The organism is Achromobacter sp. CSND-B12, from assembly GCF_052906545.1.
Genome location: NZ_JBREGJ010000001.1, coordinates 2,002,957 through 2,021,364, shown reverse-complemented (window position 1 = coordinate 2,021,364; position 18,408 = coordinate 2,002,957). Strand labels below are relative to the sequence as shown.

The 18,408-nt window shown below is 69.1% G+C and carries 19 protein-coding genes; 11 read left to right on the top strand and 8 right to left on the bottom strand.

Features of this window, described 5'->3' with window-relative positions; all coding sequences use genetic code 11:
* Nucleotides 1-52: 52 nt before the first annotated feature.
* Genes ACUTAG_RS09470 through ACUTAG_RS09460 form a run of 3 tightly spaced genes read right to left on the bottom strand, consistent with a single transcriptional unit; the run spans nucleotide 53 to nucleotide 4,715 of the window.
* Nucleotides 53-1,795: an ABC transporter ATP-binding protein gene (locus tag ACUTAG_RS09470; protein ID WP_446650105.1), complete on the bottom strand. Its 1,743-nt coding sequence runs from the start codon at nucleotides 1,793-1,795 to the stop codon at nucleotides 53-55.
* Nucleotides 1,792-3,528: an ABC transporter ATP-binding protein gene (locus ACUTAG_RS09465; RefSeq protein WP_446650104.1), complete on the bottom strand. Its 1,737-nt coding sequence runs from the start codon at nucleotides 3,526-3,528 to the stop codon at nucleotides 1,792-1,794. The genes ACUTAG_RS09470 and ACUTAG_RS09465 overlap by 4 nt, the downstream gene beginning before the upstream one ends.
* Nucleotides 3,525-4,715: an MFS transporter gene (locus ACUTAG_RS09460; RefSeq protein WP_026384084.1), complete on the bottom strand. Its 1,191-nt coding sequence runs from the start codon at nucleotides 4,713-4,715 to the stop codon at nucleotides 3,525-3,527. The genes ACUTAG_RS09465 and ACUTAG_RS09460 overlap by 4 nt, the downstream gene beginning before the upstream one ends.
* 332 nt (nucleotides 4,716-5,047) lie before the next feature.
* Here ACUTAG_RS09460 and ACUTAG_RS09455 point away from each other — a divergent pair, with 332 nt between their 5' ends.
* Nucleotides 5,048-5,320 (top strand): metal/formaldehyde-sensitive transcriptional repressor, encoded by a 273-nt coding sequence (locus tag ACUTAG_RS09455; protein ID WP_006386026.1) that lies wholly within the window; start codon nucleotides 5,048-5,050, stop codon nucleotides 5,318-5,320.
* Between the two features lie 56 nt (nucleotides 5,321-5,376).
* Nucleotides 5,377-6,405 carry a CDF family Co(II)/Ni(II) efflux transporter DmeF gene (dmeF, locus tag ACUTAG_RS09450; protein ID WP_446650103.1) on the top strand — a complete coding sequence of 343 codons (1,029 nt, stop codon included), beginning with the start codon at nucleotides 5,377-5,379 and terminating at the stop codon, nucleotides 6,403-6,405.
* Nucleotides 6,406-6,423: 18 nt separating this feature from the next.
* Here the strand turns inward: dmeF and ACUTAG_RS09445 are convergent, their stop codons facing one another.
* Complete coding sequence (locus tag ACUTAG_RS09445) at nucleotides 6,424-6,612, bottom strand: hypothetical protein (protein WP_446650102.1); 189 nt, start codon at nucleotides 6,610-6,612, stop codon at nucleotides 6,424-6,426.
* Nucleotides 6,613-7,083: 471 nt separating this feature from the next.
* Here ACUTAG_RS09445 and ACUTAG_RS09440 point away from each other — a divergent pair, with 471 nt between their 5' ends.
* From ACUTAG_RS09440 to ACUTAG_RS09425, 4 genes are all read left to right on the top strand, one after another.
* The gene (locus tag ACUTAG_RS09440) at nucleotides 7,084-7,563 is read left to right on the top strand and encodes a VOC family protein (RefSeq protein WP_020926465.1); all 480 of its coding nucleotides are present in this window, start codon (nucleotides 7,084-7,086) and stop codon (nucleotides 7,561-7,563) included.
* Nucleotides 7,564-7,787: 224 nt separating this feature from the next.
* Nucleotides 7,788-9,557, top strand: coding sequence for a thiamine pyrophosphate-requiring protein (locus ACUTAG_RS09435; RefSeq protein ID WP_446650101.1), 1,770 nt, complete (start codon nucleotides 7,788-7,790; stop codon nucleotides 9,555-9,557).
* Between the two features lie 121 nt (nucleotides 9,558-9,678).
* Nucleotides 9,679-9,984, top strand: a complete 306-nt coding sequence (locus ACUTAG_RS09430) for a DUF883 family protein (RefSeq protein ID WP_006386032.1) — start codon at nucleotides 9,679-9,681, stop codon at nucleotides 9,982-9,984.
* Nucleotides 9,985-10,041: 57 nt separating this feature from the next.
* Entirely contained in the window at nucleotides 10,042-10,440 is a 399-nt protein-coding gene (locus tag ACUTAG_RS09425; RefSeq protein WP_006386033.1) for a PRC-barrel domain-containing protein, read from the top strand.
* Between the two features lie 76 nt (nucleotides 10,441-10,516).
* Here ACUTAG_RS09425 and ACUTAG_RS09420 read toward each other — a convergent pair whose 3' ends face one another.
* Nucleotides 10,517-11,260, bottom strand: a complete 744-nt coding sequence (locus tag ACUTAG_RS09420; RefSeq protein WP_026384088.1) for a hypothetical protein — start codon at nucleotides 11,258-11,260, stop codon at nucleotides 10,517-10,519.
* Nucleotides 11,257-12,132 carry a glycosyl transferase gene (locus ACUTAG_RS09415; RefSeq protein ID WP_047991795.1) on the bottom strand — a complete coding sequence of 292 codons (876 nt, stop codon included), beginning with the start codon at nucleotides 12,130-12,132 and terminating at the stop codon, nucleotides 11,257-11,259. Before ACUTAG_RS09415 ends, ACUTAG_RS09420 begins: the two co-directional genes overlap by 4 nt.
* Nucleotides 12,133-12,371: 239 nt before the next feature.
* On the opposite strand from ACUTAG_RS09415, the gene ACUTAG_RS09410 reads away from it, so the two are divergent.
* On the top strand, nucleotides 12,372-13,139 hold the full coding sequence (locus ACUTAG_RS09410; protein WP_155865462.1) for a class II aldolase/adducin family protein: 768 nt from the start codon (nucleotides 12,372-12,374) through the stop codon (nucleotides 13,137-13,139).
* 72 nt (nucleotides 13,140-13,211) lie between these two features.
* Here the strand turns inward: ACUTAG_RS09410 and ACUTAG_RS09405 are convergent, their stop codons facing one another.
* Nucleotides 13,212-14,000 carry a hypothetical protein gene (locus ACUTAG_RS09405; RefSeq protein ID WP_024070326.1) on the bottom strand — a complete coding sequence of 263 codons (789 nt, stop codon included), beginning with the start codon at nucleotides 13,998-14,000 and terminating at the stop codon, nucleotides 13,212-13,214.
* Nucleotides 14,001-14,123: 123 nt separating this feature from the next.
* Entirely contained in the window at nucleotides 14,124-15,023 is a 900-nt protein-coding gene (locus ACUTAG_RS09400) for a LysR family transcriptional regulator (protein WP_006386038.1), read from the bottom strand.
* A gap of 89 nt (nucleotides 15,024-15,112) precedes the next feature.
* Here ACUTAG_RS09400 and ACUTAG_RS09395 point away from each other — a divergent pair, with 89 nt between their 5' ends.
* The 4 genes from ACUTAG_RS09395 (at nucleotide 15,113) to ACUTAG_RS09380 (ending at nucleotide 18,393) form a co-directional block, all read left to right on the top strand.
* Nucleotides 15,113-16,084, top strand: a complete 972-nt coding sequence (locus ACUTAG_RS09395) for a D-2-hydroxyacid dehydrogenase family protein (protein ID WP_054513581.1) — start codon at nucleotides 15,113-15,115, stop codon at nucleotides 16,082-16,084.
* Nucleotides 16,085-16,184: 100 nt separating this feature from the next.
* The gene (locus tag ACUTAG_RS09390; protein ID WP_026384092.1) at nucleotides 16,185-17,060 is read left to right on the top strand and encodes an NAD(P)-dependent oxidoreductase; all 876 of its coding nucleotides are present in this window, start codon (nucleotides 16,185-16,187) and stop codon (nucleotides 17,058-17,060) included.
* A gap of 35 nt (nucleotides 17,061-17,095) precedes the next feature.
* Entirely contained in the window at nucleotides 17,096-17,545 is a 450-nt protein-coding gene (locus tag ACUTAG_RS09385) for an acetyltransferase (RefSeq protein ID WP_446650100.1), read from the top strand.
* A complete protein-coding gene (locus tag ACUTAG_RS09380; protein WP_020926472.1) occupies nucleotides 17,542-18,393 on the top strand; it encodes an alpha/beta fold hydrolase in 852 nt (283 codons plus the stop codon). The genes ACUTAG_RS09385 and ACUTAG_RS09380 overlap by 4 nt, the downstream gene beginning before the upstream one ends.
* Nucleotides 18,394-18,408: the final 15 nt, after the last annotated feature.

Below are 18,408 nucleotides of genomic sequence, written 5' to 3'. Positions count from 1 at the left end.
GAACGCCGCGGTTTCATGGACAGGTGGCCGCGCGCGGCGGGCGAGGTGTGCCTCAGCCCTGTTGCGCCAGCCACATCTGGCGATAGCGGCCAGGGACGGCCAGCAGTTGCGCGTGCGTGCCGCGCTGCGTGATGCGACCATCCTCGAACACCAGGATGCGATCCGCCGCGACGATGGTCGACAGGCGGTGGGCGATCACGATGACGCTGCGGTCCGCGACCAGGCTATCGATGGCCGCCTGCACCGCCAGTTCGCTCTCGGTGTCGAGCGCGGCGGTGGGCTCGTCCAGGATCACGATCGGCGCGTTCTTGAGGATGGCGCGCGCGATCGACAGGCGCTGGCGTTCGCCGCCCGACAGCTTGCCGCCAGCCTCGCCCAGGCGGGTCTGCCAGCCTTGCGGCAGGCGCTCGATGAAGTCCAGGCAATGGGCGGCGCGGGCGGCGGCGTGGATGTCAGCCTCGCTGGCATCGGGCCTTGCCATGCCGATGTTGCCGAGCACGGTGTCGTCGAACAGGTGCACATCCTGGAACACGGTCGAGATCAGGCGGTTCAGGTCGGCGGCTGGCAGGCTGCGGATGTCCACGCCGCCGATGCGGACCGCGCCGCGTTGCGGATCGGCGTGCCGCATCAGCAGGCGCGTCAGCGTGGTCTTGCCGGAGCCCGAAGGGCCCACCAGCGCGGTCAGGCCTCGCGCCGGCAGATCCAGATCGATATCGCGCAGGGCTGGCGCACTGCCGCCGGCGTAGCGGAATTCGAGACCGTTGATACGGATGCGCGCCGGTGCGCCAGGGCCGCCCTCTGACGGCCATTGCGGCAGCGGCGCCACCGCCCGTACGTCTTCGATGCGGGCCAGGGCGGCCTCGATCAGCGCCAGGATCGTGGTGAAGTTCACGAAGGTCGCCAGCGGCTCGGCAAAGCGCGCCACCAGCACCAGTACCGCGCCGAGAGCCGCGGGAGCCAGGCTCCCCTGGGTGACCCACAGCATGCCGCAGCCCAGGATTGCCAGCATCCCGGATTCGACGATGGCGGCCACCATCAACGACGGCTTGGCGCCGCGCCGGTGATGCTCGCGCTGCAATCGTTCCACCTGCTCGAACCCGGCGCGCAGGCGTTCATTGGCGGCGCCGGCTCGGCCCGTCGCCAGGCACACGGGCAGCCCTTGCATGTACTCGAGCAGTTCCGCGTTCAAGGCTTCATTGGCGCGGCCCGTGGCCGCATGCCCGCGATCCAGCGCCGGCCGGCGCCAGCGGTAGAGCGGCACGATCACGGGAAACACCAGCATCAGCGCCATGCCCAGTCGCCAGTCCCAGGCCAGCAGCGCCAGCGCGGTCGTGGCCGGCGTAACCGCGGCGCCCAGGATCAGGTTGATCACCGTCAGCGCGTAGTTCATCTGCTCGTCGACGCCGCCCAGCAGCTTGGCGGCGATGCCGCCGGTGCGGTGGGCCTGCAGCGCCTCCAGCGGCATGCGCCGCAGTTGCTCGCCCAGCAGCACGCGCAGCTCGTGCGTGGCGCGCGCCATGTGGCCGCGATAGTCGAAGCCCTGCGCGCGCCAGCGCAGGATGATGGCGGCGGCTGCCAGCAAGGTGAAGCCCGCCAGCCAGCCCAGCGCGGCGCGCCAGGGATCGCCGCGGGTCAGGTGGACGAACAGGGGCACGATGCAGGCCAGCGACAGGCCCTGGCACACGGCGGCGGCCAGCAACAGGCACAGGCTGGCGCGCAGGCGGCCGGCCTGGCTGCCTGCGCTGCGGAGAAGGCGGCGATAGGTGTCGCGCCAGGGAGCGGGAGGTGTCGTCATGAGGGTTGCTCGCCCAAGGTCCAGCGGCGGGCGCGTTGATGGTTGTTCCAGAGCTGGGCATAGAGGCCGCCCGCCGCGAGCAGGGTGTCGTGCGTGCCGGATTCGGCGAGCCGGCCACGGTCCAGCACCAGGATCTGGTCGGCGTGGCGGATGCTGGCGAGCCGGTGCGCGACCATGATGACGGTGCGGCCGCGCATCAGCGCGGCCAGCGCGGCGCCGACCGCGCGTTCGTTTTCGGGATCGGTGGCGGCGGTGGCTTCGTCCAGCACCAGGATTGGGCGGTCCATTAGCACGGCGCGGGCGATCGTCAGGCGCTGGCGCTGGCCGCCGGACAGGTCCTTGCCGCCTTCGCGCAGCACGGTGGCGTAGCTGTCGGGCAGCGCGAGGATGAAGTCGTGCGCCTGCGCCGCCCGGGCGGCGGCCTCGATCTCGGCGGGGCGGGCATCGGGGCGGCCCATGGCGATGTTCTCGGCCACGCTGCCGGAGAACAGGAAGTTGTCCTGGAACACGAAGGCGACATGCTCGAATAGGGTCTCGCGTTCCAGGTCGCGCACGTCGACGCCGCCCACCAGCAGGCGCCCGGCATCGATGTCCCAGAAGCGGGCGATCAACCGCGCCACGGTGCTCTTGCCGGCGCCTGAACGGCCGACCAGCGCCGTCACCTGGCCGGCATGCGCGGTGAAACTCAGGTTGTCCAGCGCGGTATGGCCACCATAGCCGAAGCGCACATCCTCGAAGCACACGCTGGCGTCGGCCGGCCGCCGCTGCGGCGCGCGGGCCGGCGGCAGCGGCGCGATCGCCAGCACCTGCTGGATGCGCGCCACGCTCAGCTTGGCCTGGTCGATCATGTGCGCCAGCGACATCATCGGGAACATGGCTTCGGCCATGCCCATGCCGAACAGCAGCAAGGCCAGCCAGATTGGAAAGCCGAGCTGGCCCTGCGCCGTCCACCAGGCGCCCAGCCACAGCAGCACCGCAAGGGTCGGCAGCGGCCCGAGCGCGGCAATCGCGAAGCGGGAACTGAAGCTGGCGCCGCGATACCAGTCGGTCAGCATCGCCAGGTAGCGCTCCAGGGCGCGGTGGTAGCGTCCGAAGGTGCTCTGGCCGGTATCGAAGGTGCGCACCACGGGCATGGCCTGCACGTATTCGATCACCGCGGCGCTGACCTGTTCGCGCGCCTGGTGGTAGCGCCGCGTCATGGCTCCGCGGCCGCGCATCGCCAGCGACAGGACCGCCACGCCTACCGCCAGCACGCCCGCGGCGGCCAGTGTCATGCGCCAGTCCAGCGCGAACAGCAGCGCCGCGCTGAACAGCGGCATGGCGTAGGCGCGGGCGAACAGCGGCGTGCTGTCGGCCACGAAAACGTGCAGCGCCTGCACGTCGTTCTGCACCACCTTGGCCAGCGGGCCGCTGCCCAGCGCCTGCAATTCGCCGAAGGAAAGCCGCGCCAGGTGCCGCACCAGGTCGTTGCGCAGGATCACTTCCAGGCGGAAGGCGGCGTAGTGCGACTGGTTGAAGGCCTGCAGCCGCAGGAAGCAGGCCAGCAGGGTGCACGCCAGCGCGCCCAGGAACGCGGGCCAGGGATAGGTGTCCGGGGACAGCAGCAACTCGCGCATGGCCAGCGCCAGGCAGGCCAGGCTCGTCAGGCTGCACAGCACGCCGGCCACGGCCAGCCCCATGGACACGCGGATCCGGCCGCGCACCGGCCGCATGATTTCCCAGGACTTGTTCATGTTGCCTCCCGGGGAACCCAGCGCGCGGCGGCCAATAGGCCGCATACCGCCAGCACGACCGCCGCGCCGACCACGCCGCCGTAGCCGATGCGGCCGGCCAGCATGGTGCCGGCCGAGGTCAGCAGCATCGCGAAGAAGTGACTCACGCTCATTTGCAGCGTGTAGTCGGTGGCGGGACTGTGCGGCGACGACTGATCCATGATGAGCGTGCACAGCACCGTGGCGGCCGGCGTGTACAGCATGTAGTACAGCACTACCGCCACGCCCGCGGCGGTGTGCGAGCCCCAGGCCATGGCGGGCAGCGCCAGGCCGCCAATGCCCACGGCCTGCAACAGCGCCGCCGCGAGCGTGGCGCCACGCCGCGACCAGCGCTTCAACAGGCGGCCGTAGGCCAGCGCCACGAGCAGGCCGGCGGTGGCGCCCACGACGTTGAGCACCAGGCCGATGTCGGCGAGCGACCATCCGGTATCGAGCAGCGATGGCATGATGACTGCGTAGCCGAGCGATGCGGAGGCGGGATAGAGCAACAGCACCAACAGCCAGTGCTTGCGTTGCGGCCCTCGCCAGAAGGCCAGCAGGCGCGCGTGGCTGGCGGGGCCGGCGTTGCGCGGCCATTGCGGTTCACGATAGCCCAGCAGCTGCAGCCATGACACTGCCGTGAGCGCCGCCAGCAACAGGCAGCAGCCGCGCCAGCCCAACCGTGGATAGAGCATCAGCATCATGCCGCCGCCCACCAGGTTGCCGATCAGGCCGCCGGCGATCTGCAGACCGTTGCCGAAACCGCGATCAGCGGGGCGGGTCAGCACGCGGCAGGCCAGGCCGTCGAGCGCCACGTCCTGCGCGCCCGAGAACAGCGCGGTCGCCCAGCACAGCAGGTAGATCGTCGTGAAGTCGGCGCGCAGGTCGAGCAGGCCGATCAGGGCCAGGCACAGCACCAACCCGGCCTGGGTCGCCAGCAGCCAGCCGCGGTAATGGCCGCGCAGGCCAGTCGCGTGGCGGTCGATCCAGGGCGCGTACAGCGCCTTCAGCGGCCAGGCCATGCCCATCAGGTAGACCAGGCCGATGGTGTCCAGGCTGGCCCCGCCTTCGCGCAGGATGGCCACCATGGCGATGACGAAGAACATCAGCCCCAGGAACTGGGTACTGTAGAGACTGGCCAGCAAGGCCCAGGTACGGCGCGATGGCACGGGGAAGCTTCTCCGGAGGGATGAGTAGGCGGATCTCGGAAGTGCCTGGAGCGGCGGCGCGGGCCGCAATCCGGGATCGGATGCCGTGGATACATGGATGATAATGATTTTTATTGTTGTTTCTACCCGAATCCGGTCATCTCGGCCTGAATCGGATAGACGGCCCATTCCATGTCCGGCGGCCACGCATGCCGCGCTTGAGGCTAGCGCCGGCGCTGATGCCCGGACGGCTAGCCTTCGTCCGCTTTTTTGGGACGGCGGCAGGGATATCCTCCCTTTGTCGCGGTCTTTATAATATAGTCCCCTACACTATATATTCCATCCCCCCGATCATGGCCCACACCATCCGCCAGAAGGAAAAACTCATCGCCCGCGTGCGGCGCATCCGCGGCCAGCTCGAAGGGCTGGAACGGGCGCTGGAGGCCGAGGCGGCTTGCGGCGAGGTGCTGCGCCAGCTGGCATCCGCGCGCGGCGCGCTCAGTGGCCTGACCGCCGAGGTCATGCAGGGCCATCTGGACGAGCATGTGGTGCACGCGCCATCGCAGGCCGAGCGGGTCGAGGCGGCGCGGGAAATGATGGACGTTATCCGGGCCTACATGAAATAGCGGTCCGCCGGCACGGGCCGCCGGTCACAGGCCCCGCGAGCAGCAGGAACAATCCCATGAATACTTCCCCGTCCCATGACCACGTCTTCCTGGGCCAAGACCACCGGCGCAACGAGCGCCGGGTGTGGTGGGTCATCGCCTTGACCGCCAGCATGATGGCCGTCGAGATCATTGCCGGCAACGTCTATGGGTCAATGGCGCTGGTGGCCGACGGCTGGCACATGTCCACGCACGCCGGCGCCATGCTCATCACCGCGCTCGCCTACGGCTACGCGCGCCGCCAGGCCCGCAACCCGCGCTTCACCTTCGGCACCGGCAAGCTGGGCGAACTGGCGGGATTCGCCAGCGCGGTCGTACTGGCGCTGATCGCCCTGATCATCGGCTGGGAAAGCCTGATGCGCCTGATCGACCCGGTGCCCATCCGCTTCGACCAGGCCATCGCCATCGCGGTCGTTGGCCTGCTGGTCAACCTGGTGTCGGCCTGGCTGCTGAAGGATGACCATGGCCACGCGCATGGCCATGGCGGGCATGCGCACGGTCACGCGGGGCACGACCACCACCACGGCCGCGCGCACCGCCACGATCACGATCACGACCATGACCATGACCATGACCATGACCATGACCACGCGCCCGCCGCGGGCCATGGCCATCCGCAGGTCCGCGACAACAACCTGCGGTCCGCCTACATCCACGTGCTGGCCGATGCGCTGACTTCGGTGCTGGCCATCGTGGCGCTGCTGGCGGGCCGCAGCTATGGCTGGCTATGGGCCGACGCGGCGATGGGCGTGGTCGGCGCGCTGGTCATCGCGCGTTGGTCATGGGGCCTGATCCGCGACTCGGGCACCGTGCTGCTCGACGCCACGCCGCAAAGCGCCCGGCTGCGCCACGACATCGAGCGGGCGCTGGACGCCGGCGATGGCCAGATCGCCGACCTGCACGTATGGCAGGTCGGGCCCGGCCACTACGCGGCGATCGTGTCTCTGGTCACGCCGCATCCGCGCGACAGCGCTTTCTACAAGGGCAAGCTGGCGCATATCGCGGGCTTGTCGCATGTGACGGTGGAGACCCAGACCGTGCCGTGAGCGCGGCGGCCCGCGGGCTCAATCGCAGGCGCCGGCGTCGCGCCGGGCCGGAGCGATGCAGCGCTTCCAGGCCTGCACATCCAGCGCCGTCACGGGCAGGAAGCGGGTCATCTCGTGCACATACAGGAATACCCGCCCCGGGGTCTCGCGCAAGGCCTGGTGGAACGGCGTGATCTGCCCGGCGTCCAGGACTACCTGGCCCCGCATTGCTGAGTCCCTTGAGCAATACCGTCTGCACCTTCGGGTCCCAGGATGGCAGGCCGTCGCCTTCGACCGTGTCTGCCGGCACCCGTTCGCCATGCAGGCCGAGTAGCACGCGCGGGCCGTCCTCGAACACCAGGAAGGGGTAGACAGACGCCGCGTTCCCGCGTGCCGTCGGCCGGCTGGCGGTACGGTTGTAGGCCTTTGGGTCGTTGAAAGACGTTCCAGTTCGCCGCCGCCGTCCACATGCAGCTACCAGGCGCGCAGTGTCAGCGGGGCCTTGCCCGGCGGCGTGTCGGTGTAGGGGCCGCCATCGCCCGCCACCACCGACTGGCGATCGGCCGGCATGCTTCTACGCTTGGTAACGCACGCGGACCGTTGCCGGCGCTATGCTCGACCGGCAGCATCCCTGGCGCGCGTCCACCGGGCCTTGCGGCGCGTTCGCGTGTTTCCGTTTTTCATCTCAGGAGAGCGAAGATGGTCAGCAAGAATACGGTTTGCCTCTGGTACGACCGCGACGCGCTGGAGGCGGCGCGTTTCTATGCGCAGACCTTTCCCGACAGCGCGGTGGGCCGCGTTATGCACGCGCCCGGCGATTATCCGTCGGGCAAGGAAGGCGATGTCCTGACGGTGGAGTTCACCGTCGCCGGCATTCCCTGTCTCGGCCTGAACGGCGGCCCCGGCACCCCCCACAACCACGCCTTCTCGTTCCAGATCGCCACCGACGACCAGGCCGAGACCGACCGCCTGTGGAACGCGATCGTCGGCAACGGCGGCGCGGAGAACGTCTGCGGCTGGTGCCAGGATAAATGGGGCCTGTCGTGGCAGATCACGCCGCGGGTGCTGACCGAGGCGCTGGTGTCGCCCGATCGCGCCGCCGCCAAGCGCGCCTTCGAGGCCATGATGCAGATGGGCAAGATCGACGTCGCCGGCATCGAGGCGGCGCTGCGCGGCTGAATGAGTCGGTCTGGCGGCTTGCGCGCCCGCCGCCGTGCGGGCGCGCTGACGCGACCCGCGCAATTCCCATCGTTCTCGTTTTCCGGGCGCCGCAAGGCGCCCGTGTCGTTGTTGCCGGCCGTTGTAAAGGGCGCTCACGGCGCGCCAGCGCCACCGGGTGTTCGTCCCGGGCACGCCAATTGCGCGAGGAGTGATCCGCCTACGCAGACAGAAGGAGCAACGACGTGCAAACCGTATCCGACTTCGTGCTGGACCGCCTCGGCCAGTGGGGCGTGCAACGCGTGTTTGGTTATCCCGGCGACGGCATCAACGGGCTGATCGGCGCCTTCGGCCGCAACGACACACTGGAATTCGTGCAGGCCCGGCACGAAGAGGGCGCCGCTTTCATGGCCTGCGCCCATGCCAAGTTCACCGGGCAGGTCGGCGTCTGCATGGCGACGTCCGGCCCGGGCGCCATCCACCTGCTCAATGGCCTGTACGACGCCAAGATGGACCATCAACCCGTGGTGGCCATCGTCGGCCAGCAGGCGCGCAGCGCCCTGGGCGGCGACTACCAGCAGGAGGTCGACCTCGTGAACCTGTTCAAGGACGTGGCGCACGAGTTTGTGCACATGGTGACCTCGCCCCTGCAGGCGCGGCACATGGTCGACCGCGCCATGCGTATCGCGTTGGAGCGGCGCAGCGTCGTCTGCCTGATCTTCCCGAACGATGTGCAGGACCTGGAGGCCGTGCCCGTGCCGCCGCGCGAGCATGGCACCGTGCACACCGGCATCGGCGTCACGTCGCATGCGGCGGTGCCGCCCGAGGCCGCCCTGGCCAATGCGGCCGACCTGCTCAACCGCGGCGAGCGGGTGGCGATTCTGGTGGGGGCCGGCGCCTTGTCCGCCGGCGCCGAGGTGCGCGCGGTGGCCGAGCGCCTGGGGGCGGGCGTGGCCAAGGCGCTGCTGGGCAAGGCGGTGTTGCCGGACGCGCTGCCGTACGTGACGGGCGCCATCGGTCTGCTGGGCACCCAGCCGAGCTGGGAAATGATGAACGAATGCGACACCTTGCTGATGGTGGGCACTTCCTTCCCCTATGCCGAATTCCTGCCCAAGGAAGGCCAGGCCCGCGCCGTGCAGATCGACGTGGACGGCCGCCAGCTGAGCTTGCGCTATCCCGTCGAGGTGGGGCTGGTGGGCGATGCCCGGCTGACGCTCGAAGCCTTGTTGCCGCGGCTGGAGCCCAAATCGTCGAATTCCTGGCGCGAGCGCATAGAGAAAAGCGTGCGCCGCTGGCGCGAGACCGTCACGGCGCGTGCCATGGTCGAAGCCAAGCCCGTCAATCCGCAACGCCCGTTCCTGGAGCTGTCCAGTCGACTGCCGCCGCACAGCATCATCACCTGCGACTCGGGCTCGGCCGCCAACTGGTATGCGCGCGACGTCCAGTTGGACGAAGGCATGATGGCGTCGGTCTCGGGCGGCCTGGCAAGCATGGGCTGCGGCGTGCCCTACGCGGTGGCCGCCAAGCTCGCCTATCCCGGGCGTCCGGTGATCGCGCTGGTGGGCGATGGCGCGATGCAGATGCTCGGCATCAACGAACTCATCACCATCGCCCACCGCTGGAAGGACTGGAGCGACCCGACGCTCGTGGTGCTGGTGCTCAACAACGGCGACCTGAACCTGGTGACGTGGGAGCAGCGCGTCATGGGTGGCGATCCGCGCTTTGCCGCGTCGCAGTGGCTGCCGGAATTTTCCTACGCCGACTACGGCCGCATGCTGGGCCTGGAAGGCATCCGGGTTACGTCGCCCGACGAGGTGGGGCCGGCGTGGGATCGCGCCCTGGCGGCGGGGCGCCCGGCGGTGCTGGAAGTGGTGACCGATCCGGAAATGCCGCCGTTGCCGCCGCATGTGTCGATGAAGCAATTCGGCGCCTACATGACGGCCTTGCGCAAGGAAACCGGGGCGGCGGGCACGGCCGCGCTGCGCGCCACCATCAAGCAATGGTGGGCGAGCTGACCTGGCCGGTGGCGTGCCGCCGTGCCGCCGTGCCGGCTGGCCCGGCGGCACGCCACTTGCTGTAGGACCGGAGTCCGGGCTCGCGGTGAGGTTGGCGCGGACTTTTTTTCAAGGAGGTGTCATGGCTACACACAACGGCAACGGGACGTTGCGCGACCTGATTGCGGGAACCGAAAGCCTGCTGCGCAGCACTGCCAGCTACGGCGGCACGGAGATCGAAGCGGCGCGCGATCGTCTCAAGCAGCAACTCGACGCCGCGCGCGCCGAGGCGCGCGGGTGGGAGAAGCATGCATGGCGGCGCGCCCGGGAAGTCTCGGCCGCGACCGATGGCTATGTGCACGAGAACGCCTGGAAGAGCATCGCCGGCGCCGTGCTGGTGGGCGCGCTGGCTGGCGCCTGCCTGATGTCGGAAGCGCGCCGCCGCTGATGCGGCGCAATCCTCGATTCCAAGATATGCAGCGGGTACGCCCGCGGGAGAAACGCGATGGAACAGCAATCGAATATCGTCGGTGGTCCGAAGTCCAAGGCGCTGGGTCCCGGCCCCGAAGTGATGGCCGCCAGTACCCTGGAAGGAAATGACGTCTACAACGCCGCCGGCGAAAGCCTGGGCGACATCAAGGCGATCATGCTCGATGTGCCGCGCGGGCGCGTGGCCTATGCGGTGCTGGCGCGCGGCGGCGTGCTGGGAATGGGGGAAAAACTGTTCGCCATTCCGTGGGCGGCGCTGACGCTGGACACCGACCGCAAGTGCTTCGTACTCAATGTCGACAAGGAAACCCTCAAGGACGCGCCGGGCTTCGACAAGGACAACTGGCCGAGCATGGCCGACGAGACCTGGGCGCGCGACGTGCACAAGTACTACAACCAGGACGTCTACTGGTAAGGGGCGCTTGCCGCGGCCGGCGGCCGGCATATCCGCTTGCGCGGACCTGCCGGCCGGACCCGGCGCGGCAGCGGCGTCAGCCGGCGTCGATCCAGCGGCCGAGGTCTGGCCGCACCTGCTGGCGCGCGCGGCCACGCCGCACCTGCTCATCGTCCAGCCGCGCGGCGCCCGCGGAATCGATATCGAAAGCGATGCCCAGCGCGCCGGCCACGCCGGGACCCTCGATGGGCAACTCCCACGTCAGGAACACCTGCGACAAGTCGCGGCTCTCCGGGAAGTCGGCCTCGTCGAACATGCTGGAACCCCGCGGCACCACGCCATGAGGCTGGCAGGTGTCGAACAGCACCGCGGTGCCGCGCGTCAACGCGATGCGCTGGCCGCTGTTGGCGAACAGCAGGTCCAGTCCCTTGTCCTCGCTCAGGAACAGATTGCAGAAGGCCGCGCCGCCATACTGGTCGCCGTCGTGGTGGTAGCGCGCGCCGCGGCAGGCCATCAAGGCGATATCGCTTTCGGCCAGCGCGTCGCCCAGGCCTAGCGCGCCGGTCCAGTCGCGCATGGCCTGCACGCAGGCGGTGTAACCGGGCCAGCGCGCGATGGTGCGCGCCAGCGCCATCTGTTCGACGTCGCCGGGGCCGAGTTCCAGGCGCGATGCGATGTCGCGCGCCCAGTCCGCCAGCAGGCGGTCGGGCGGCGCGGGCAGGGTGAGCGTGGCGCTGCGCACCACGTCGCTGACGCCGCGGCTGCGCAGGGCATCGCCGCTCCAGAAGTACGAGACCAGGCGGTCGGGGGACAACGGCATGATGCGCGGGGACCGGTTCATCCGCTCTGCACGTTTGCCCAGAGCCGCTGCCACCAGGAGCGCCGCGGCGGCCGCGGCCGGTTGCCGGTGTAGTGCTTCTGCGAGGCCTTGACCACGTCGCCAAAAGGGGACGCGCTACGGTAGTCGTCGAGCCGATGGCCGGCGGCCAACGCTTCCTGGTAGTAGCGGTCGAACAACTCGGTCAGGTCGATGCGCGCATGCGCCACCACTTCGCCGTCGAACCAGTGGCGGCGACCTTCCGCGCGCAGGCGCGGCATGGCGTAACGGTGCGAGAACTGCGTGCCCATGTCGGAGTAATGCAGGATGCGGATATCGTCGCGCGCCAGGCCGTCGCCGTCGATGCTGTTGTAGCGTGGGTCGAGGTACTGGACCAGGTGCGGCCGGCTGGCGAAATAGTGCGTCATGTCGTGGTTGGCGCGACGCATCGCGCGCAGCGCGTCGAGTGGCGGCAGATGGGCGCGGGCGCGCTCGCAGTCCCATAATGCCATGCATGAACGCCAGCCCTCTCCATCGCCTTCGCGGCGGGCTGCGACGATCGCTCCCTCGGCCAGCGGCATGTCCCAGATCTCTGCCAGGTCGCACAGCACCAGCATGTCCGCATCCATATAGAAGGCGCGGCCCTGGAAACCGGCCGCGGCCGGTACCGCCCAGCGCAGCGCGGAGAATGGCGTGGCCCATTTTTCGGTGCGCCAGCCCAGGCCGCGCGCCGGGTCGCAGTACCACGGGCTGGCAGGATCGCGCGACAGGCGCATCCAGGTGATCTCGACCGGCCGCGAAGCATGTTTGCGGGCGCTGTAGTCCAGCACCATCATCTGCTCCAGGTCGCAGTCGTTGGGGTCGCAGCCGACAAAAATCCTTATGGCGTCATTCATTTTGTCTCGTCATCCCGGGCGGCAGGGGCCGGTCCGCGCTGCCGGCTTTCCTGAATTTCCACTGAATTGTAATCGGGTTTTTCAGCGGGAAGGTCCGGCGGCTGCGCAGTCGCGCCGCGGTGTTGCATGCAGCGGACGCTTGCCGCGCGGGCGCCGCCGAGGGCGTGTAAACCGAATACAGTGCGCGACGGAGCCCGCGCCTCGCGGCGAGGGCAGACATCAAAAAAGGGAGACGAGACATGGATACGGCAGGAACGCTGGCCGCCCGCGTGCGCGAGCAGGTCGGCGAAACGGAATGGCAGGTGCGCAAGGATCTGGCGGCGCTCTACCGGCTGGTGGCGCTGTTCGGTTGGGATGACCTGATCTTCACCCACATCACCGCCAAGGTGCCCGGCACCGAGCATTTCCTCATCAACCCCTACGGCATGATGTTTGACGAGATCACCGCGTCCAGCCTGGTCAAGATCGACCTGGACGGGCGCAAGGTGATGGACTCGGCATACGACATCAATCCGGCGGGCTTCACCATCCACAGCTGTATCCACGCGGCCCGCAAGGACGCCATGTGCGTCCTGCACACGCATTCCATCAACGGAGTGGCGGTGTCGGCGCAGAAGGACGGCCTGCTGCCGCTGTCGCAGTTCGCGTTCATCGTGCTGCGTTCGCTGGCATATCACGACTACGAAGGCCTGGCGCTCAACCCCGAGGAACAGCCGCGCCTGGTGCGCGACCTGGGCGCCAGCCAGTACCTGATCCTGCGCAACCATGGCCTGTTGACGGTGGGACAGAGCATGGCCGAGGCATTCCAGGCCATGCACCGGCTGGAAGCGGCCTGCATGGTGCAGGTGCGGGCGCAGGCCGGGGGCGGCGAACTGACCTTCATCCCGTCCGAGGTGCTGGCGCGCGCCGCGGTGGAATCCCCGGCCGACCGCGCCCACAAGGCCGCGCTGGCCTGGCCGGGCCTGTTGCGCCGGCTGGACCGGCGCAATCCGGGCTACGCCGACTGACGACCCCAGCGGTCCGCCGCGTCCCGCCGGTGCGGCGGAGCGGGCGCGGCCAGGGTGGCCAAGGCCCGTGCGTTATTTCTTCCCGGGCTGCGGTTCCAGGAACTCGGCGCAGTCCGGCACCGGCGTGGCCGGCTGGTAGACCGAGCCGTCTTCCTTCCACTTGTAGGTCACCGTGTAGCTGCACTGCTTGTCGGCCTGCGGTTGCAGTTGCGCGGCCGTCGGCGCGGGCCGCTTGCTCGAATCGGCGTAGCGGCTGGCGTCGGCCGGGCTGCGCGTGGCCTGGGTGGTGACCTGCAGGTCCGGGTACGGCTGCTGGCTGGGCAGGGCCTTCACCGTGGCGTCATAGCGGTAATAGTCCATGCAGTTGCCTTCGCGGCGTTTCTCGTCGGCCTCGTTGGCGCAGGCGCGGATGCCGGCCTTGGCGGAGTAGGGCAGCAGGTGGGCCAGGGCCGAGGACTTGTCGCCCAGGTCCACCATGAAAAGGTACAGGTCGCGGCGCGAGAAGCTGCCGCCGGGAAACTGGATCTCTTCCTTGTAGTCCGGCTCGTTGGGGCCGATCACGCCGACCAGCGCGCGTTCCTCGCTCAGGCGGATGAGGTGCGGCCAGACCGTGAAGCGCGTGAAGTTCGGGATGTCGGGCAGGTCCCAGAAGCGGTAGTCGGCGCGCAGGGTGCGGCTGGTGGCGAACGGGCCGTTATCCTCGAAGCCGCCGTCGACCTTGATCCCCACGCACCAGTCGGCCTGCTTGTTGCAGTAAAGCTGGTTCTGCGGGTTGAGCGTCAGGGGCTCGACATCGGGCTGCACCGCGGACGCGGCGGCGGGCAGGACGGCGCAGAGCAGCGCCGCAAGGGCTTTGTTCATCGTGGTTCCTAATGGGTCGGGAAAAGCGGTCGGGAAAAGCGCCGGCGCATTGTGGCCCGATTCCTCCGGCAAAGCGTCACCAATTGTATAAGGTGGTGCGAAAGTTCCGCGTCGGGCAGCGCGTCAGCGCGGCCCCTGCGCGCGGTGCCGCAGGATCAGGTCGTGCAAGGCCTGGGCGGCCGGCGACAGGTGCGCGCCCTTGCGGCTGATGAGCGAAAAGGTGCGTCTCACCACCGGCGTGTGCAGCGACACCACGCGCAGCCCCGGATACGAACCGGCCTGCCAGGCCAGCCGCGGCGCCACGGCGATGCCGGCGCCGGCCGCCACCAGTCCGACGGCGGTCGAACTGCGCTGCACTTCATAGAAGGCCGTCAGCCGCGGCGCCAGCTCGGCCAGCGCGTGATCGAGCAGCGGCCGGTTGTTGCTGCTGGCGCCGGGAAAGATCAGCCGGTGGCCCTCCAGTTTTTCCCAGGGCAGCGTGCGGCGGCGCGCCAGCGGATGGTCCTCGCGGCAGATCAGAACGAAGTCGTCCTGCAGCAGCGGGATGCTCCGCAGGGTGGGGGCGTGGGTCTCGGCGATGTTGATGCCGAACTCGGCCTCGCGCGTGAGCACCGCCTGCGCCACGGCGCCGGAAGAGTGGTCCAGCACCTTGACGCGGTTCTGCGGATGCTCGGCGCTGTAGCGCTGCAGGATGTGCGGCAGGTAGTGCACGCCGATGGTCGGCACACACGCCAGCGTCACGTCGCCGCGCTGGGCCTTGCCGGTTTCCCGGATCTCGGTAAGCGCCGCGGCCAGGTCGGCCAGCAGGCGCCGCGCCTGCGGCAGGAAGCTGTCGCCCGGCGGCGTCAGCGCCACCGAGCGGGTGGTGCGTTCCACCAGCCGCACGCCCAGGAACGATTCCAGGTTCTGCAGCCGGCGGCTCAACGCGGTCTGGGTGATGCTGAGCTCGCCGGCGGCGCGGCGAAAGCTCTTGTGATCCGCGATCGCCACGAAGGCCTGCACGCCGAGCACGTCGATTTTCATGAGAAAAACGCATCAATTGACTAATTAATATCATTTTACGGTCGGCAAGGCGGCGCTCACAATGCCCGCATCCTGGCAGGAGACAGACCATGAACATCACGATTCTGGACGACTATTTCGACACGCTGCGGGGCTTGCCCTGTTTCCGCAAACTCGACGGCCATGCCGTCACGGTCTGGAACGACCATGTGCAGGACGTGGACGCGCTGGCCGAGCGCCTGCGCGACACCGAGGCGCTGGTGCTGATCCGCGAACGCACCCAGATCCGCGCCCCGCTGATCGCGCGCCTGCCCAAGCTGCGGCTGATCAGCCAGCGCAGCGTCTACCCCCATATCGATGTCGACGCCTGCACCGCGCACGGTGTCATCCTGTCTTCCAACCAGCATGCCGGCACGCCGTCGTACGCCGCCGCCGAACTGACCTGGGGACTGGTGCTGGCCGGCATGCGGCGGATCCCGCAGCAAGTTGAGGCGCTCAAGAACGGCGTCTGGCAGACCGGCATGGGCCGTACCCTGCGCGGCCGCACTCTCGGTATCTACGGTTATGGCCGGATCGGCGCCGAAGTGGCGCGCTATGGCGCGGCGTTCGGCATGCGGGTGCTGGTGTGGGCGCGCGAGGCGTCACGCCAACGGGCGCACGACGACGGCTGGGATGTGGCGCCGGACAAGCAGGCGTTCTTCAAGGCCTGCGACGTGCTCTCGCTGCACATGCGGCTGGTGCCGGATACGCGCGGCATCGTCACGGCGGCCGATCTGGCGCGCATGAAGCCATCGGCGCTGTTGGTGAATACCAGCCGCGCCGGCCTGATCGAGCCGGGCGCGCTGGCGCAGGCGCTGCGCGCGGGCCGCCCCGGCATGGCGGCGGTGGACGTGTTCGAAACCGAACCGCTGCGCGATCCGAAGGACCCGCTGCTGCAACTGCCCAACGCGATCTGCACGCCGCATATCGGCTACGTCACCGAGGACGAATACGAGACCCAGTTTTCGGACGTTTTCGATCAGATCGTCGCCTACGCCGCCGGCAAGCCGATCCATGTGATCAATCCCGCTGTGCTGGCTTGACATCCGCTCGGCCGACGCGCGCCGGGACCGTTGTCCGCGAGCGGCGGCAACAATCGGTGGAATAATAGGGACAATGAACACAACCAAAGCGGAAACAGGCATGGATATCGGATTCATCGGCCTGGGCGTCATGGGCACGCCGATGGCGCTCAACCTGGCCCGGGCCGGCACGCCGCTGGTGGTCTGGAGCCGTTCCCCCGGCGGCTATGACGCGCTGCGCGCCGCGGGCGCGCGCGTGGCCGACAGCGCCAGCCAGGTCTACGCGCAATGCCGCACCGTCATCCTGATGCTGGCCAACGACGCGGCCATCGACACGGTGCTGGCGCGCGGCACGGACGACTTCGCCGCGCGTGTGCGCGACCACGTGATCGTCAACATGGGCACCACCTCGGCCGATTATTCGCGTCAGTTGGGCGCGGACATCGAGGCGGCCGGCGGGCGCTACGTCGAGGCGCCGGTGTCGGGCTCGCGCAAGCCGGCCGAAGCCGGGCAACTGGTGGTGATGCTGGCCGGCCATGACGACGACGTCGCCGCCGTGCGCGAACTGGTGCGGCCGCTGTGCCGCGACAGCTTCGTCTGTGGCGCGGTGCCGTCCGCACTGGTCATGAAGCTGTCGGTCAACCTGTTCCTGATCACCATGGTCACGGGCCTGACCGAGTCGGTGCATTTCGCCGAGCGTCACGGCATCGACCTGGCCCTGTTTGCCGAGGTGCTGAACGCCGGACCGATGGCCAGCGACGTGTCGCGCGTCAAGCTGGGCAAGCTGGTGACGCAGGACTTCTCCGTGCAGGCGGCGATCACCGACGTGCTCAAGAACAGCCGCCTGGTGGCCGAGGCCGCGCGCGGCGCCGGCATCGCTTCGCCGCTGCTGGACGCCAGCCATGCGCTGTACGGCGAGACCGAGGCCCAGGGCCTGGGCGCGTCCGACATGGTGGCGGTGATCCGCGCCATCGAGCGGCGCACGGACGCCGGCTGACGGCCGCCAGCCTTTCTTCTTTTTTCCGTAGCACCATGATCACCCTGAGAACCTCCACCCCCGCCGACGGCGAACGCGTCGTCGACATCTGGCGCCGCGCCGTCGATGTCACCCACGATTTCCTCTCGCCGCAGGACCGCCACGATATCGAGGCCGAGGTGCTGGGCTTCCTGCCCGCCGCCACGCTCGATCTGGCGGTGGATGCGAACGACCGCGCGCTGGCCTTCATGCTGCTCGACGGCAGCCACATGGAAGCGCTGTTCGTCGACCCCGACGCGCGCGGCACGGGCGTCGGGCGTGCCCTGGTCGAGGACGCGCTGCGGCGCCATCCCGGCCTGAGCACCGACGTCAACGAGCAGAACGCGCAGGCGATCGGCTTCTATGAACGGCTGGGCTTCGAGCGCACCGGGCGTTCGGAGCGTGATGGCCAGGGACGGGCCTATCCGCTGATCCACCTGCGTCATCGCGGCGACGCGCCGGCATGAGCCTGGTCTTCAAGTCCGAGCGCCACGCCGAAGCCGTGCGCCAGGCCTATGCCGCCGCGCTGGCCCATTGGCCGGCCGATGTGCGGCGAGTGACGGTGCCGACGCCGGCCGGCGACACCCATGTGCTGGTGTGCGGCCGCGAGGACGCCCCGCCCCTGGTGCTGCTGCATGGCGCGCAGAGCACGGCCGCCAGTTGGCAGCGGCAGGCCGCGGCCTGGGCGCCGCATTTCCGCATTTATGCGATCGACCTGATCGGCGAGGCAGGCCCGAGCGCGCCGGCGCGGCTGCCGCTGGCGAGCGATGCGCACGCGGCCTGGCTGGAGGCCGTGCTCGACGGACTGGGCGTGGCGCGCGCGGCGTGCTTCGGCATTTCGCTGGGCGCGTGGCTGGCGCTGGACTTCGCCGTGCGGCGGCCGGCGCGGGTCGAGCGGCTGGCGCTGTTGTGCCCGTCCGGCATCGGCCGGCAGAAGCACATCCTGCCGTGGGTCCTGCCATTGCTGCTGCTGGGACCCGCGGGCCGCGCGCTGGTGCGCCGCCGCATCATCGGGCCGCTGGCGGCTGATCCGGCGCCTGCCGATCGGGCTCAGTTTGCGTTGATGCACGCCATCAATCGCGGTTTCCGCTCGCGCTTCGGCGCCATTCCGGTCTTTGACGATGAGGCGTTGCGTCAGTTGGCGCAGCCGCTGTACGTGGCGGTGGGCGGGCGCGATGTGATGCTTGATTCGCAAGATACCTGCGAACGGTTGCGCCGCCTGGCGCCGAGCGCGCAGGTGACGCTGTTGCCGAGTGAGCGGCATTTCATCCGGGGACAGGACGACGCGGTGCTGGCATTCCTGCGGGCGGGCTAGCGGGGCGGTGGCGGT